Source organism: Sphingopyxis italica, from assembly GCF_011926545.1.
Lineage (GTDB): Bacteria > Pseudomonadota > Alphaproteobacteria > Sphingomonadales > Sphingomonadaceae > Sphingopyxis > Sphingopyxis italica.
In genome coordinates this window covers 188169-202158 of sequence record NZ_JAATIT010000003.1, presented here as the reverse complement: position 1 = coordinate 202158, position 13990 = coordinate 188169, and the positions used below count along the sequence as shown (strand labels likewise).

Here is a 13990-nt window from a genome sequence, read left to right as displayed (position 1 = left end):
CCTCTCTTTTTGTTTCGCTGGTCCGAACGGATCAGAAAGCGAAGCCGATGCCTGCGACGAACGTGTCGAAGTCACCGAAATTGTCGATGAACTGGTGACGATATTCGCCCTTGGCATAGACGTTCTGGGTCAGCTTGTGCTGATAGCCGGCACCGACGTACGGATCGTCGACGTCACCGAAGGTGTAGCCGCCCGTGGCATAGAGCTTGCCGTTGGCACCAATTTTGGCGCCAACGCGGCCGCCGGCCGAGAACTGGACGTTCGCGCCATCGACGAGCACCTTGTCGCCCGCGATTTCGGCACCGACGAAGGTCGAGCTGCCGAGGTCGAAGTCATAACCGGCGGCGAGGCCAGCCGTGCCTTCGTCGGCGCCATTGCCGGTGATCAGACCGCCGCGAACTTCCACGCGGCCTTCGCCGGCGGGGGCTGCAAGGGCGGGGGTTGCAACGATGGCCGTCAGGAGAGCGGCTGCAACTGCGAATTTCTTCATGTTGTTTTCCTTCTGCTTTCAATCGGGTCACGCCCTTTGGGTCGCGGCCCGCCCCCTAAATGGCGCTCGCGCCTGTCGCTTCAATGAACGGATCATTCAGAATATGACAATTTTCTTACCTGTGTTATTTTTACCACACGGTATAGAATAGCTATGCGAAATCGCGCCCGGAAATGGACGGATTTCCGTGGCTTTCAGATGTTGGTAAGGGCGGGTGCGGGCGTGGTGTCAGCCCAATGCGGCCTGTTTTTCCTCGGCGATGCGGTCGAGTTCGGCGCGCGTCGGCTTGGTCGCCGCACTTTTCAGCTGACCGCACGCGGCCATGATGTCGCGCCCGCGCGGGGTGCGCACGGGGGCGGAAATGCCCGCCTTGAAAATCAGGCTGCTGAACGCGCGCACCCGTTCGGGCGTCGAACATTCATATTGAGCGCCGGGCCAGGGATTGAAGGGGATCAAATTGACCTTCGCGTGCAGGCCATATTCCCGGATCAGCCGGACGAGTTCGCGCGCATCCTCGTCGCTGTCATTCTTGTCCTTCAGCATCACATATTCGAACGTGATGCGCCGCGAATTGCCCGCCCCCGGATAATCGGCGCATGCCTTGAGCAACTCGTCGATGCCATATTTGCGATTGAGCGGGACGATCTCGTCGCGCACCTCCTTCGACACCGCGTGGAGCGACACCGCCAGGTTGACGCCGATCTCTTCGCCGGCGCGCGCCATCATCGGCACGACGCCGCTCGTCGACAGCGTGATCCGGCGGCGCGACAGCGCGAGCCCGTCGCCGTCCATGACGATCTTGAGCGCGCCTTTGACCTCGTCGAAATTATACAGCGGCTCGCCCATGCCCATCATCACGATGTTGGTCAGGATGCGGCCGTCGGCGGTATAATGGCCGCCCTCTTCTTCGTCGTCGTCCTCGGGATCGGGGCCGAAGCCCGCCATCGTGCCCTTGGGCCATTCGCCGAGTTCGTCGCGCGCCAGCATCACCTGCCCGACGATCTCGCCCGCGCCGAGGTTGCGCACGAGGCGCATCGTGCCCGTGTGGCAGAAACGGCAATTGAGCGTGCAGCCGACCTGGCTCGATACGCAGAGCGTTCCCCGATCGGCGTCGGGGATGAACACCATCTCATATTCCTGCCCGTCGGCGGCGGCGAGCAGCCATTTGCGCGTGCCGTCGCTCGACACCTGCGCCTCGCGCACCGTCGGGCGGCCGATGATGAAGCGGTCGGTCAGCCACGGGCGCATCGTCTTGGCGATGTCGGTCATCGCCTCGAAATCGGTGACGCCGCGATGGTACATCCAGTGCCAGATTTGCTTGGCGCGCAGCTTCGCGGCCTTGGCATCGAGTCCCGCCTCGACGAGCACGCCGCCGATCGCGTCGCGCGTCAGCCCGACAAGGTCGATGCGGTTGCCGCCGCGCAGCGGGACGGTGCCCGTCGTGACGGGGTCGATATGGCCGGGAATCTGCATGATGCGCGGCGATATAGTGGGGAAGGGGGGATTTCGCAATGCAATCCCCTCCCGCAGGCGGGAGGGGAGAAATTACAGCGACTTCAGCATCGCCAATACCTGCGGAACCGTGCCGTTCGCCTCGGCATGGCGGAGCGGCAGGACGTTCTGCACGAGGATTTCCTCGGGCGTCGGCTGCTGCGCGAACAGCGCCATCACCTCGTCGGCGAAGTCGTCCAGCGGCATATAATTCTCGCGCGTCGACTGGCCGGGGGTCAGGTCAGTGCGGACGGCGGGCGGCGCCAGTTCGATCACCTCGACCTTGCCCTCGAGCTGGATGCGTAGCGCGACCGAATAGCTGTGCATCGCCGCCTTCGTCGCCGAATAGGTCGGCGCCTTGGGGAAGGGGACGAAGGCGAGACCCGACGTCACATTGACGATCGCGCTATCCGCCCGCGCCGTCAGATGATCGACCAGCGCGTCGGTCAGCCGGATCGGGCCGAGGATGTTGGTGATGACGGTGGCTTCGGCGTGTGCGAGGTCGCGCTTCGCGCTCGCATCCTCGGCGCCCATGATGCCGGCGTTGTTGACGAGTATGTTGAGGTCCGGATGCTTCGCGACGACGTCTTTTGCGAAGGCCGCGATGGCATCGGCATCGGTGACGTCGAGCGACATCGCCGTCATGTTCGGCCGCCCGGCGATCGCGGCTTCGAGCTTGGCGGCGTTGCGGCCGGTGACGATGACGGTGTTGCCCGCGTCGTGCCAGCGATGCGCGAGCGCGAGGCCGATGCCCGAGCCGCCGCCGGTGACGAGGATGGTGTTGCCGCTGGTCTTCATGGCGCTTCTCCTTAGGGGTGGTGAGAAGGCCTAAATATTCCTATACTCTCCAAAGGAAAGAAGGCACCCGAAAGTGCCATAGTTACCGAAAAGAGAGAATTGGATTTTCCGCCATGCCCGCCCTCGAAAAAATTTCCTATGATCCCAATGCGCCGGTCGATCCGCGCGTCGAGACGCTCGTCAACGAACTCATCGGCCGAGTCGCCGACAAATGGACGCTCCTTGTCCTCGAGGAGCTGGAGGATCATGGGACCTGCCGCTTCACCCAATTGTCGCGGCTCGTTCCGGGGATCAGCCAGAAGATGCTGACGCAGACCTTGCGCGCGATGGAGCGCGATGGCCTGCTCGTGCGGACGGTCCATCCGGTCGTCCCGCCCAAGGTCGAATATTGTCTGACCGACCTCGGCCACAGTCTGGGCGAAGCCTTTTGCGGGGTCTGGATATGGGCCGAAACCAATCTCGACCGGATCGAAAAGGCCCGATCGGCCTTCGACGCGCGAGGATAAGCGGAGGGGCGCCTTAGCCTTTGCGCCCGAATTGCCCCGGCGGGCCGTTGGTAAGGCCGGGACGCCAGGTGTCGACGCGCGGCGGGGGGATGATCTGAAAATCGGCCTTGCTGTCGGCGGCGACGATCTGGTCGTTGTGCGCGGCGCGCAGGCGCATCGTTTCGATTTCTCGGTCGGTCTGGATGCCGAAACGTGTGCCCGCGACCCAGCGCACCGTCCCCAGCATCGGTTCGTGACCGGGCATGATCACCGTCATGCGCTCGCCGATCTGCAGCGCGTGCGGCCCCTGGCCGCCGATGCCGGTCAGCGAGACGTTGCGAAGCGTGACGTCGAACCGGCCCAACCGCTGGCAGGCGAGCGCCGCCTTGACCAGCCGCGACTGCCGCGGCTGGCGCTTTTCCTCCGGGAGCGAAGAGGCGGGGAAGGCCTCGGGATTCGACATGCGCGACTCGATATTTGCCGCCCGATTCCCACCTCGGACGGTTATTTTCTGGTCCCGATGCGAGTCCTAAACGGAGAAGGTAAATTTTCGTATAGCGTGTTCGATGATCGCTGGTCTTGGGGCCGGATGCTAATAGGCCAGCGCGCAGCCGTCGGCGCGCATCTCGCTCGCCGCGGCATAGACGCGGGTGTCGCCGTCCATGCGGTGCTCGACGCATTGATAGCGTCCGAACCCGCCATCGGGCTCGCCCAGCGTCCAGCCGATCTCGGCGAGCCGCCGGCGGGCCGCCTCGGGCACGCCGCTTTCGAGCCGCAACATGCCGTTCGGGCCGAGGCCGGGTGAATCCTCGCCCATCGATTGCGACGATCCCTCGTGGTGCCAGCGCGGCGAATCGCCGGCCGACTGGATTTCGAGCCCGTAATCGACGCGGTTGATGACGATCTGCGCCTGTCCCTGCGGCTGCATGTCGCCGCCCATCACGCCGAAGCTCATCCACGGCACTTGCCCACGCGCCGCAAAGCCCGGGATGATCGTCTGGAACGGCCGCTTGCCCGGCGCATAGATGTTCGGATGCCCGTCCTGGAGGCTGAACAATTGCCCGCGATCCTGGAACATGAAGCCCAGCCCGTCGGCGACCAGCCCCGACCCCATGCCGCGGAAGTTCGACTGGATCATCGACACCATCATCCCGTCCTTGTCGGCACAGCTGAAATAGGTCGTGTCGCCGTGGCTCGGCGCCTGCCCCGGATGCACGGGCGACAGCAGGCGGTCGGGGCGGATCAGCTTCGCGCGCTCGGCCGCATATTCCTTTGAAATCAGCCATTCGACCGGCACATTCGAAAAGTGCGGATCGGCGTAGTATCGCGCGCGGTCCTCATAGGCGAGGCGCTTCGCCTCGGCCTGCAAATGGATCGACAAGGGCGACTGGAAGCCTGCGCCCTTCAGGTCGAAATGCTCGAGGATATTGAGCATCTGCAAGGTCGCGATACCTTGCGTGTTCGCGCCGAGCGCATAGACGTCGGTGCCGCGATAGCCGGTCTTGTGCGGCTCGATCCATTCGGACTTGTGCGTGGCGAGATCCTCGTAGCGCAGCCAGCCGCCGATCCGCTTGAAATAGGCGTCGATCGTGCGCGCGATCTCGCCGGTGTAGAAGGCGTCGCGCCCGCCTTCGGCGATCAGGCGGAAAGTGCGCGCGAGGTCGGGGTTGCGGAACACCTGTCCCGCCGCGGGCCCCTTGCCGTCGTTCAGCCCATAGGTGTGCAGCGCATTGTCGGTTTCCTCGATCCCGCGGCCTGGCTGGCGGAAACCGGCGAGGCTGCGGCGGATATAATAAGCGATCATGTCGGGCACCGGCGTGCCCGCCTCGGCATGCGCGATGACCGGCTCGAACAATTCCTTCCACGGCAGCTTGCCGTAACGCTGGTGCATGGTCCACCAGCCGTCGACCGTGCCCGGCACCGATACGCTGATCGCGCCATAAGCGGGCAGGGTGCCGCCCTTGGCGCGCGATCGCACCGTCGCGAGGTCGAGCCCGCGCGGGCTCTTGCCCGAACCGGCAAGCCCCGCGAGCTTCTTCGTCTTCGGATCCCAGATCATCGCATAAACATCGCCGCCGATGCCGTTCGCGGTGGGTTCGAGCAGACCGAGGCACGCGTTGATCGCGATCGCCGCATCGACCGCCGACCCGCCACGCTTCAAAATGTCGATCCCCGCCTGCGTCGCGAGCGGATGCGCGGTGCCCGCCGCGCCGCTGAGACCGTAAGCCGCGGTGCGCGAGGCGAAGCTCGCGCCGACCACCCTGTCGCCGCCATGGACGTCGGGCCGCACGAACCGGTCGGCGCCCGCTTCCCACACCGGCGGCGTCGAAACGTCAGGATTGGGCGTGGCGGGCGCGGCCTTGGGTTTCGGGCCCTCTGCGAGGCCCGCGGTCGGCAACAGCGCGGCGGCGGGGACGGCGGCGAGAAGTGTACGGCGACGCATGAGCTCTCCCTTTGAGAAAGACCCATTTTTGCGGGACGAGCCCGCGATAGCAAGGCCGGATTGCGCGCAAGCGAAATGGCCGGCGGCGCGGCGCGAAGCCAGCGCAAACAAAAGCCCGCCGCGTGCCGGGACACGGGCGGGCTCGTTATTGAAATTCCGGGGAGTTAGCGCAGACCCGAAAAATCGATGTCGCGGATGCGGCCGTAGCGGACGTTGCAGGTGAACTTGCCCCTGTCATATGATCCGCCGCGACCCCAGCGGCCGCCGTAGCCGTCGCGGACGACGACGCGGCCCTTGACCTTGTAACCGTCGCGCTTGCGGTCGATGTCGGTCACTTCGGTGACGTCGGTGCGGCCATAACGGCGGCTGCCGCGTTCGACGGCGCTCACGCACTGGCTGACCGCGCTGCGGCTGTTGCCATAGCGGTTGTAATTATAGCCATAACCATAGCGCGGATCGTCGTAACGGCCGCGGTAACGGTCGTCGTAGCGGTCGTAACGGTCGTTATCGCCGCTCGACAGAATCGCGGCGAGGCCGCCGAGGACGACGGCGCCGGCGATGATTTCGCCCGCGCTGATCCCGTCGCGGTCATAGCGGTCGCGCGCGGCGGCGGGGGCGGCGCTCATCAGCATCGCGCCGGCGGTGGCCGCACCAATTGCGGCCCGGGTCAGGTTGGTCTTGATAGCCATGGTTCGGTCTCCTCAATCAACGCAGGCGGCATGGGGGCGGCCTGTTGAGGATGGTTTAGCGGACCGGTCGTGACGCGGTGCTGAACCCGGCGCTTATCTGGCGTTCAGCCTTGGTTTTGCTGGCGTTCATCTAAAGATCCTTCCTGCCGAGGGTCTGCAGAGCGTCGAAGCAGGCGGGCAAAGGAAAGGCCCGCCATCCTGTGGATGACGGGCCTCGGGACCAGATATAGGTGACCAGACCTATCTCAAAATCTCAGCAGACGCAGCGCGACACCGGCTTGCGTTTCGGTTTCCATTTCTTCTTCGCGACATAGCGTTTCCGCACCGGCACATTTTCATAATAGGTGCGCGTCGAGGTCTCGACCGTTTCGGTCACGATGGGCGCGCCGTTGATGATCGTCGTGACGACAACGCCGGGCGTATAATAGCCGTAGCCATAGCCGTAACCACCGTGATGGTAAGTCGTCGAAGTGCCGCCGGGGTAATAGCCGCCTTGATAATAGCCACCCTGATAGTGGGCGCTGCGGCTCGACCACCATTGTTCGCATTTCTTCTTGTCCGCGGCGCTGCCGATCGCCGATCCCGCGAGCGCGCCGACCCCGGCGCCGATCAGCGTGCCGGCGGTGCGGTCGCCGCGGCCGGCTATGCGGTTGCCGGCGATGCCCCCCACGAGCCCGCCGACAACCGCGCCGCCCACTGTGCCCCCCCGGCCACAGCGGCGTTCCATTTCCGTGTCATAACGCGGGTCGTACCCGCCGCTATAATATGGATCATAGGCGGGCGGCGGCGGATAGCCGGCGCCATGGCCCTCGACCGTGCCCTCATAGCGACCCTCGTAACGGCGGCCGTCGGGCGCTTCATAAGTGCCGTCCCACGTGCCCGTCCAGCGGCCCTCGGCGTCATAGGTGCCACCGACGGTGCGATAGTCGACCTCGCCCGGCACGCGGTCGGGATAGCCGGTGTAGACGCGCGTATCGGGATCGGCGGGGACGCCATAGTCGAGCGCCGGCTGTTCGGCGCGCGCATGGCCCGCCAGCAACAACGACCCCGCGGCCAACCCCAACAACACGAACGTGCGCATGACTTGCTCCCTGTTCCCTCGGCCCGAACCGATTGGTTAACAGCTTGTTAGCAAAATTAGCGCCTGTTCGCGATTCCGTTAACCTAGAAGTTTCTGTCCCGATTTGAAGCAGATCGTCGCACGCGCGGAGGCGGGGTTTCAGGACGCCAGCGCCGTCGCGATGCGTGCGACGAGTGCTTCGGCGCCCGCCTGGTCGGCGGCGGTGAAGCGCGCGGGGTTGGGGCTGTCGAGGTCGAGCACGCCCACCAGCCGGTCGTTCGCGATCACCGGGACGACGAGCTCGCTGCGGCTGTCGGCGTCGCACGCGATATGGCCGGGAAAGGCATGGACGTCGTCGACGCGCTGGGTGGCGCGCAGCCGTGCGGCGGCGCCGCACACCCCCTTGTCGAGCGCGATGCGGATGCACGCCGCCTTGCCCTGGAAGGGACCGAGCACCAATTCAGTGCCGTCGAAGCGGTAAAAGCCCGCCCAGTTGAGGTCGGGGATCGCCTGCCAGATCAGCGCCGCGACATTCGCCATATTGGCGATGCCGTCGCGCTCTCCCGCCACGAGCGCCGCGGCGGCGTCGCCCGCCTCGGCCCAGCGTTCGGCGGGATCGGTCGCGGAGAAGGCGAGGGCGTAGCTCATTATTCGACGTCCAGCCCGGTCCACTTCGCCGCGAAGGCGTATTTGTCGGCCGCCTCGGCGATGATCTTGTCGGTCGGCTTGCCGCTGCCGTGGCCGGCGCGGGTTTCGACGCGGATCAGATGCGGCTTGTCGCCCGCGTCGGCGTGCTGGAGCGCGGCGGTATATTTGAAGCTGTGCCCCGGCACGACGCGGTCGTCGGTGTCGGCGGTGGTCACCAACACCGCCGGATACGCCGTTCCGTCCTTGATATTATGATAGGGCGAATAGGCGAGCAGATTCTTGAAATCGGCTTCCTTCGACGGATAGCCATAATCGTCGACCCAATAACGCCCTGCGGTGAAGCGGTCGAAGCGCAGCATGTCCATCACGCCGACGGCGGGCAGCGCCGCGGCGAACAGGTCGGGGCGCTGGTTGGTCACCGCGCCGACGAGCAGGCCGCCGTTCGACCCGCCCTCGATCGCGATCTGGCGCTTGCCCGCGATGCCTTCGGCGATCAGATATTCGCCCGCGGCGATGAAATCGTCGAAGACATTCTGTTTCTTGTCGAGCCGGCCGGCATCGTGCCACGCCTTGCCATATTCGCCGCCGCCGCGCAGGTTCGCGATCGCGAGCACCCCGCCCTTGTCGACCCAGGCGAGCCGCGTCGGCGAGAAGGCGGGGGTCAGAGAGACGTTGAAGCCGCCATAGCCATAGAGAAGCGTCGGCGATCCCTTGCTGCGGTCGAGGCCTTTCTTCATCACGACGAACATCGGCACCTCGGTGCCGTCCTTCGATTTGTAGAAACGTTGTTCGACGGTGAAATCGGCGGGCTTGAAGGTCAGCTTGGGTTCGGCGAAAATCTCGCTCTTCCCGGTCTGCGTGTCGAAGCGATAGATCGTCGTCGGGCGCGCATAGCTCGAAAAGGCGTAGAAGGTTTCGGGGTCGCTCGACTTGCCGCCGAAGCCCGATGCCGAACCGATGTCGGCGAGATGGATGTTGGCGATCGGCTTGCCGTCCAGGGCGACCATTCGAGCTTCGGACTTCGCATCGCCGAGGTAGGAAAGGATGATGCGATTGCCGACGCGCGACGCGCCGATCAGCGTCGCGTCATTTTCGCCGACGATCTGCGTCAGCTCACCGGGCTTCTTGATGTCGAACGAGACGATCCGCGCGCGCGGCGCGCCCTTGTTGGTCAGGAAGGTGAAGCGCGTGCCCGCGTTGGTCACATATTCCCAGTTGTTCGCAAAATCGTCGACCAGCACGATCGGCTTCGCGTCGGGCTTGCCCACCGGATACAGCGTCAGGCCATAGCGTTCGTCGGTCCCTTCGGACGAGACGACGAGCAGATATTTGCCGTCGTCGGTGACGACCGCGCTGTTGTTGAGCTTGGGCTTGTCGGGGGTCGCGTGGATCAGCACATCTTCGCTCTGCGGCGTGCCGAGCTTGTGGAAATAGACGCTGTGATTCTCGTTGAGCGACTGGAAGGCTTCGCCCGCTTCCGGCTCGGGAAAGCGCGAATAATAAAAGCCGCTGCCGTCCTTCGCCCAGTCGAGCGCGGAGAATTTCACCCAGCGCACCTCGTCGGCCAGATCCTGCCCGGTCGCGACATCCTTGACGCGCACGATGCGCCAGTCGGTGCCGCCATCCTGCACCGAATAGAGGAGGTGCTTGCCGTCCTCCGACGGGCTCCATTCGGCGAGCGCGGTCGCGCCGTCCTTGGCCCACAGGTTGGGATCGATGAGGACGCGGCCTTCGCCCTTCAGCCCCTCGCGGACATAGAGCACCGACTGCGGCTGCAGCCCGTCGTTGCGGCTGTAGAAATAGCGGCTTCCCGCCTTGGTCGGCAAGCCGAAGCGTTCGTAATTGTAAAGCTCGGTCATCCGCGCCTTGAACGCGTCGCGGCCCGGCAGCGTATCGAGATAGGCGTCGGTCACCTCGTTCTGCGCCGCGACCCAGTCGGCGACCTTCGGATTGACGCGGACGTCATCCTCGAGCCAGCGATAGGGGTCGGCGACGTCGACGCCGAACTGCGGGTCGACCGTTTCGCCGCGCAGAGTGTCGGGATAGGTGAGTCCTGGGGCCGCCGCTGCCGCCGCCTCGGTCGCCCCCTCAGCCGCTTGGGCCGCCGCCGGGATCATCGCGAGAGCCACCAGCGCGAGCGGGGTGGAAAGGGTTTTACGGGACATGGCAAGGCGACCTCATTGCGTTTAAGGAAATTATCGTGCGCCTGTATGTAAGGATCGGCAAGGGGCGGGCAAGGAATTAAGTGCGCGTCACGCCGGTTCGAGCGATCCGCGATAGGCGACGATCAACCCGGTGAGCGGCGTGGTGATTTCGACATCGAAATGAAACCGGCCGCCGGCCTCGGTTTCGAAGCTCGCCCCATAGGGCATCAGCCAGCGCGGCATCGGAAGGCCGAAAGCCGACCAGCGCCGCGGGATCAGATGGAGCCGGTCCCGCTCGACGACCAGCGCCATCGCAAACGACAGCACCCCGAACCGTTCGACCAGCAGATATTCGTTCCGGCCGGCGCCGCGCGATTGGTGCGACGAGAAACGCTTGCCGGCGAAATCGCGGGTCCAGCGTTCGCCGCCGCCTTCGGGGTCGAACGCGACGGTGAGGGGTGCGCGCTGGGCCGCTTTCGGAAAGCGCATCGTCGCGGCCGCGATCCGCGCGAGCAGGCTCGTGCCGCGGCGGACTTCGGCATGGCCCTGCCACCGGCGCGCGGCCTTGCCACCGTGAAGCTCCTTCAGCCGCGGCGGTAGCGTGTCGAAGGCCGAGCCGAGAATCAGGCGATAGAGCGGCGCGTCGGGCTCTTCGCTGCGAAAGCCGGTGTGGATCGAGCGGCCATCGAACAGCGCATCATAGTCCGCCAGCGTTAGCGCATCGACGCTCGACCGGGCGCCGGCGGGGGGACGGTGGCCGGCGAGCGATTTGCGGATGATCGCCTCGGCTGCCATCGACGGAATATAGGGGCCGTCATCGCCCTCGGCCAAAAGATGCCAACTGCGCTCGACCGTCCGGCCTTCGGCGACGCCGCGGGCGCGAACGAACATGCCGCCGCGATGCTCGCCGAAGCGCATCCGGTTGAGTACGGCGTAGAAGAGGCGTGAAAAAGGCTCGAACGAGGGCAGGTCAAGACGCCAGCGCACCTGGGCGAGCAGGTTGAGAATGCGGTGCAAAATCTCCGGCACCGGCCCCGCGCCCATCCAGATATCGTTCATCGCCGGATAGGCGCGCGGCAATAGCTGGAGGTCGGGGACATCGACGAGCGAGAAGTGAATATTGCGCAGTGGCAAACGGCCTGGCACCGCTACGGTGAAGCGCATGCTTTCGGCGAGCCCGACGCCATACGAATCCTTTCCCCCGCGACGCAGCTTCACCGGCGCGCCAGCATAACCGACGACCGCGCGCATGACGTTAAGGCCGATGCCGGCGAAGGGCGATGGCGCGATGCCGCCCTCGACGCTGCGAATATCCATCGTCCGCGCCATTTCGCGCAGGACCGCGCCCGTCAGCGCGGGGAAACTGCTGACTCCCGAAAGGACGAAGATGCCCGCCGCCTTGGCGGCGGCGTCGAAGCGATCGATGCCGAACACGAAATCGGCACCATCGGCGAAGTCGAGATAATCGACGCCCGCCGCTATGCAGGCATCCACGACATGGTAGCGATCGGTGCCATAGTCCTGGAATGGGCCCGAAGCGTCGACGACGAGACCGGGTGTGAAGCGTTGCAGGGCATCGGCGATGTCGCGCCGGTTAAGGGCGCCGGGAAACGCGCGGGCCTCCCCTTGGTAGCGGGTGCAGAAGGCCTCGGCACGGGCGAGGTCGCGGCCGCAGATCAGCAGTTCGAGGTCGGGGCGATCGGCCAGCAATTCGGCAAGCCGTCCGCCGAAAACGCCATAGCCGCCGAGTATCAATATCCTCATCGTCATAATATGCGGTCCCTATATTCGGGCGGGGCGACCCAGCAGCTCTGGCGCTTGCCGAAGAAGCGGTATCGGTTGCGCGCGATCCAGCGATAGACGGGGTCGCGCAGCGCGGCGGGGATCAGGCGGAAGACGCCGGCGAGCGCCCATGGAAAGCCGAGCCCCTGATAGATGGCGAGGATGGCATCGCTGTCGCGCCGTACCCGTGCGCCTTCGACGAGAAGCAGCGTCGTCGGGTCCTCGGGATCGACACCGTGGCGGCGGCAGATCGCGGCGCCGGCGACGCTCTGGATCGAGGCGAGCCGGAAATACGCCGCCGTGTCGTGGCGCAAGATGAAGCGGGCGTTCGCCGAGCAGAGGACGCATTCGGCGTCGAACAGGATGACCGGATCGTCAGCCATCGCGAAACAAGGCGTGCTGATTGACGAGTTCACCCAAGCGCGGGTGGGTGACCCTGAGATCGAAGGCGAAGCGGCCGGCGCCCAGATGCTGGTGCGTCACAACCGTGGCCCCCGGCGTCAACCCACGTGAAAGGCGCAGGCGAACGCGGCCGAACTGCCAGAAATAATGGTCGGAGGTGAAGATCAGCGCGTCGGCCTCCGCACGCACGGTCAACGCCATGCCGAAACCGCCGCCGATATGCTCCTCGAGTCCCGTCGGGCCGTTGAAGATTTTGGCGCTGTGGATCACCTGCGGATGCCCGCTCGCGCGGCCATAGAGGCGCGACCAGCATTGGCCGCCGCTTGCCCTGTCCTCGCTCACCGCGACCGCGGCGGGGGCGGGGCCGCTCGGTGCGAGGGGAAGCGGCGCGCCGATCGCGCGACAGAACTGCGCGAGCAGCCAGCCGGCAGCGGAGAGGCGCGTCCAGACGATCTCGCCGCTGTAGGTCGCGGCCGCGGCGCCCGTCAGACGCTTGCTGAAACGGCGTCGGATATCCTCGGGGAGCGCGTCCCATGCCGCGCGCGGGACGAGGCGGCGGAAGCGATAATCGTGGAGCGCATCGTCCTCGTCCCGCATGGCAGGCGCTTGCGCTTCGACGGGTCTTTTCGCTGTGCCCCGCATCGTCTGCCTCCTATCCGGCGTCCTTGCCCTTGCCCGGGCGCCAGTTGATCAGCTTCGTCACGCCCGCGCCCAATTTGATCAGGCGCATCAGCGCCGGTTTGGGCACCTCCAGCATCTGGTCGTGCCAGCGGCTCATCGTCGTTACGAAATCGAGCATGTCGGCGAGGCGCGCCTTGGCATCGCCGCTGAGCTGCGGGTCGTGCGCGGCGCGCGCGACGCACGCCTTGAGCGCCGCCTCGGCGGGATCGACCTCGCGCGCCTTGCGCCCCGCGGCGATGCGGGTGACCATCTCCCATATGTCCTTCTCGGCGCTGAAATGGTCGCGCCGGTCGCCGAGCAGCGGGACGCGCTCGATCAGCCGCCAGCCGATGAGTTCCTTGATCGAATTAGAGACGTTCGAGCGTGCGAGACCGAGCATCTCTGCAATCTCCTCGGCATGGAGCGGACGGTCGGAAATGAAGAGCAGCGCATGAATCTGCGCCACCGAGCGGTTGACACCCCATTGCCCGCCGAGATTGCCCCAGTGGAGAATGAACTCGGTCGCCGCGGGCGACAGTTTGGATGGGTGTTCTTCAATTTCTGTCATAACAGAAATATCGGACGGAAAGGATTTTAAGTCAAGTGATTTGTGCGGGTCGGGGGTGTCGGCAAACGACCGGTTGCGGCCGAAGCGCGATTGCTCTCTCCCCTTCAGGGGAGAGATACGAAGGCTTGCCGGCTTGTCCGGCTAGCCGCAGTTGAGAGGGGCATGAACCGCTTCGGCCCCCTCTCCCAACCCTCTCCCCTGAAGGGGAGAGGGCTATGACAGCTCACCACCCCAAAGCGGCCATGGCTTCCGCGTGGAGGGCATGGCTTGGGCGACGGCGCTGAACCGGGCAGCACGCCGGAGCGGCGACCGTGCCCTGATCGCCGCGCC

General features: G+C 65.4%; 14 protein-coding genes. 1 reads left to right on the top strand and 13 read right to left on the bottom strand.

Features of this window, described 5'->3' with window-relative positions:
* Positions 1-31: 31 nt before the first annotated feature.
* The 3 genes from GGR90_RS12210 to GGR90_RS12200 form a co-directional block, all read right to left on the bottom strand.
* The gene (locus GGR90_RS12210) at positions 32-490 is read right to left on the bottom strand and encodes an outer membrane protein (protein ID WP_167921736.1); all 459 of its coding nucleotides are present in this window, start codon (positions 488-490) and stop codon (positions 32-34) included.
* A 228-nt stretch (positions 491-718) separates the two neighbouring features.
* The gene (gene rlmN, locus GGR90_RS12205) at positions 719-1963 is read right to left on the bottom strand and encodes a dual-specificity RNA methyltransferase RlmN (RefSeq protein ID WP_167921735.1); all 1245 of its coding nucleotides are present in this window, start codon (positions 1961-1963) and stop codon (positions 719-721) included.
* 72 nt (positions 1964-2035) lie between these two features.
* Entirely contained in the window at positions 2036-2779 is a 744-nt protein-coding gene (locus GGR90_RS12200) for an SDR family oxidoreductase (RefSeq protein WP_167921734.1), read from the bottom strand.
* A gap of 113 nt (positions 2780-2892) precedes the next feature.
* Between GGR90_RS12200 and GGR90_RS12195 the strand changes: the two genes are divergently transcribed.
* Positions 2893-3285: a winged helix-turn-helix transcriptional regulator gene (locus GGR90_RS12195; protein WP_167921733.1), complete on the top strand. Its 393-nt coding sequence runs from the start codon at positions 2893-2895 to the stop codon at positions 3283-3285.
* Between the two features lie 13 nt (positions 3286-3298).
* On the opposite strand, the gene GGR90_RS12190 is transcribed toward GGR90_RS12195, so the two are convergent.
* The 10 genes from GGR90_RS12190 to GGR90_RS12145 form a co-directional block, all read right to left on the bottom strand.
* A complete protein-coding gene (locus tag GGR90_RS12190; RefSeq protein WP_167921732.1) occupies positions 3299-3727 on the bottom strand; it encodes a PilZ domain-containing protein in 429 nt (142 codons plus the stop codon).
* A gap of 129 nt (positions 3728-3856) precedes the next feature.
* Complete coding sequence (locus GGR90_RS12185) at positions 3857-5707, bottom strand: gamma-glutamyltransferase family protein (RefSeq protein WP_167921731.1); 1851 nt, start codon at positions 5705-5707, stop codon at positions 3857-3859.
* A gap of 164 nt (positions 5708-5871) precedes the next feature.
* The gene (locus tag GGR90_RS12180; protein ID WP_167921730.1) at positions 5872-6396 is read right to left on the bottom strand and encodes a hypothetical protein; all 525 of its coding nucleotides are present in this window, start codon (positions 6394-6396) and stop codon (positions 5872-5874) included.
* A 253-nt stretch (positions 6397-6649) separates the two neighbouring features.
* Positions 6650-7477 (bottom strand): glycine zipper 2TM domain-containing protein, encoded by an 828-nt coding sequence (locus tag GGR90_RS12175; RefSeq protein ID WP_167921729.1) that lies wholly within the window; start codon positions 7475-7477, stop codon positions 6650-6652.
* A gap of 138 nt (positions 7478-7615) precedes the next feature.
* A complete protein-coding gene (locus GGR90_RS12170; RefSeq protein ID WP_167921728.1) occupies positions 7616-8104 on the bottom strand; it encodes a GAF domain-containing protein in 489 nt (162 codons plus the stop codon).
* Positions 8104-10269 (bottom strand): prolyl oligopeptidase family serine peptidase, encoded by a 2166-nt coding sequence (locus GGR90_RS12165; protein ID WP_167921727.1) that lies wholly within the window; start codon positions 10267-10269, stop codon positions 8104-8106. The genes GGR90_RS12170 and GGR90_RS12165 overlap by 1 nt, the downstream gene beginning before the upstream one ends.
* 87 nt (positions 10270-10356) lie before the next feature.
* Positions 10357-12018, bottom strand: coding sequence for a saccharopine dehydrogenase family protein (locus GGR90_RS12160; protein WP_209023733.1), 1662 nt, complete (start codon positions 12016-12018; stop codon positions 10357-10359).
* Positions 12015-12413 carry a thiol-disulfide oxidoreductase DCC family protein gene (locus tag GGR90_RS12155; RefSeq protein ID WP_167921725.1) on the bottom strand — a complete coding sequence of 133 codons (399 nt, stop codon included), beginning with the start codon at positions 12411-12413 and terminating at the stop codon, positions 12015-12017. The genes GGR90_RS12160 and GGR90_RS12155 overlap by 4 nt, the downstream gene beginning before the upstream one ends.
* Positions 12406-13074 carry a DUF4166 domain-containing protein gene (locus GGR90_RS12150; protein WP_245198647.1) on the bottom strand — a complete coding sequence of 223 codons (669 nt, stop codon included), beginning with the start codon at positions 13072-13074 and terminating at the stop codon, positions 12406-12408. The genes GGR90_RS12155 and GGR90_RS12150 overlap by 8 nt, the downstream gene beginning before the upstream one ends.
* Positions 13075-13084: 10 nt before the next feature.
* Complete coding sequence (locus GGR90_RS12145) at positions 13085-13660, bottom strand: GbsR/MarR family transcriptional regulator (RefSeq protein ID WP_167921724.1); 576 nt, start codon at positions 13658-13660, stop codon at positions 13085-13087.
* Positions 13661-13990 lie beyond the last annotated feature (330 nt).

Excerpts from the sequence above, each read along its gene's own strand:
- GGR90_RS12210 (WP_167921736.1), bottom strand. The coding sequence starts at position 490 with ATGAAGAAATTCGCAGTTGCAGCCGCTCTCCTGACGGCCATCGTTGCA.
- rlmN (WP_167921735.1), bottom strand. The coding sequence starts at position 1,963 with ATGCAGATTCCCGGCCATATCGACCCCGTCACGACGGGCACCGTCCCG.
- GGR90_RS12200 (WP_167921734.1), bottom strand. The coding sequence starts at position 2,779 with ATGAAGACCAGCGGCAACACCATCCTCGTCACCGGCGGCGGCTCGGGC.
- GGR90_RS12195 (WP_167921733.1), top strand. The coding sequence starts at position 2,893 with ATGCCCGCCCTCGAAAAAATTTCCTATGATCCCAATGCGCCGGTCGAT.
- GGR90_RS12190 (WP_167921732.1), bottom strand. The coding sequence starts at position 3,727 with ATGTCGAATCCCGAGGCCTTCCCCGCCTCTTCGCTCCCGGAGGAAAAG.
- GGR90_RS12185 (WP_167921731.1), bottom strand. The coding sequence starts at position 5,707 with ATGCGTCGCCGTACACTTCTCGCCGCCGTCCCCGCCGCCGCGCTGTTG.
- GGR90_RS12180 (WP_167921730.1), bottom strand. The coding sequence starts at position 6,396 with ATGGCTATCAAGACCAACCTGACCCGGGCCGCAATTGGTGCGGCCACC.
- GGR90_RS12175 (WP_167921729.1), bottom strand. The coding sequence starts at position 7,477 with ATGCGCACGTTCGTGTTGTTGGGGTTGGCCGCGGGGTCGTTGTTGCTG.
- GGR90_RS12170 (WP_167921728.1), bottom strand. The coding sequence starts at position 8,104 with ATGAGCTACGCCCTCGCCTTCTCCGCGACCGATCCCGCCGAACGCTGG.
- GGR90_RS12165 (WP_167921727.1), bottom strand. The coding sequence starts at position 10,269 with ATGTCCCGTAAAACCCTTTCCACCCCGCTCGCGCTGGTGGCTCTCGCG.
- GGR90_RS12160 (WP_209023733.1), bottom strand. The coding sequence starts at position 12,018 with ATGACGATGAGGATATTGATACTCGGCGGCTATGGCGTTTTCGGCGGA.
- GGR90_RS12155 (WP_167921725.1), bottom strand. The coding sequence starts at position 12,413 with ATGGCTGACGATCCGGTCATCCTGTTCGACGCCGAATGCGTCCTCTGC.
- GGR90_RS12150 (WP_245198647.1), bottom strand. The coding sequence starts at position 13,074 with ATGCGGGGCACAGCGAAAAGACCCGTCGAAGCGCAAGCGCCTGCCATG.
- GGR90_RS12145 (WP_167921724.1), bottom strand. The coding sequence starts at position 13,660 with ATGACAGAAATTGAAGAACACCCATCCAAACTGTCGCCCGCGGCGACC.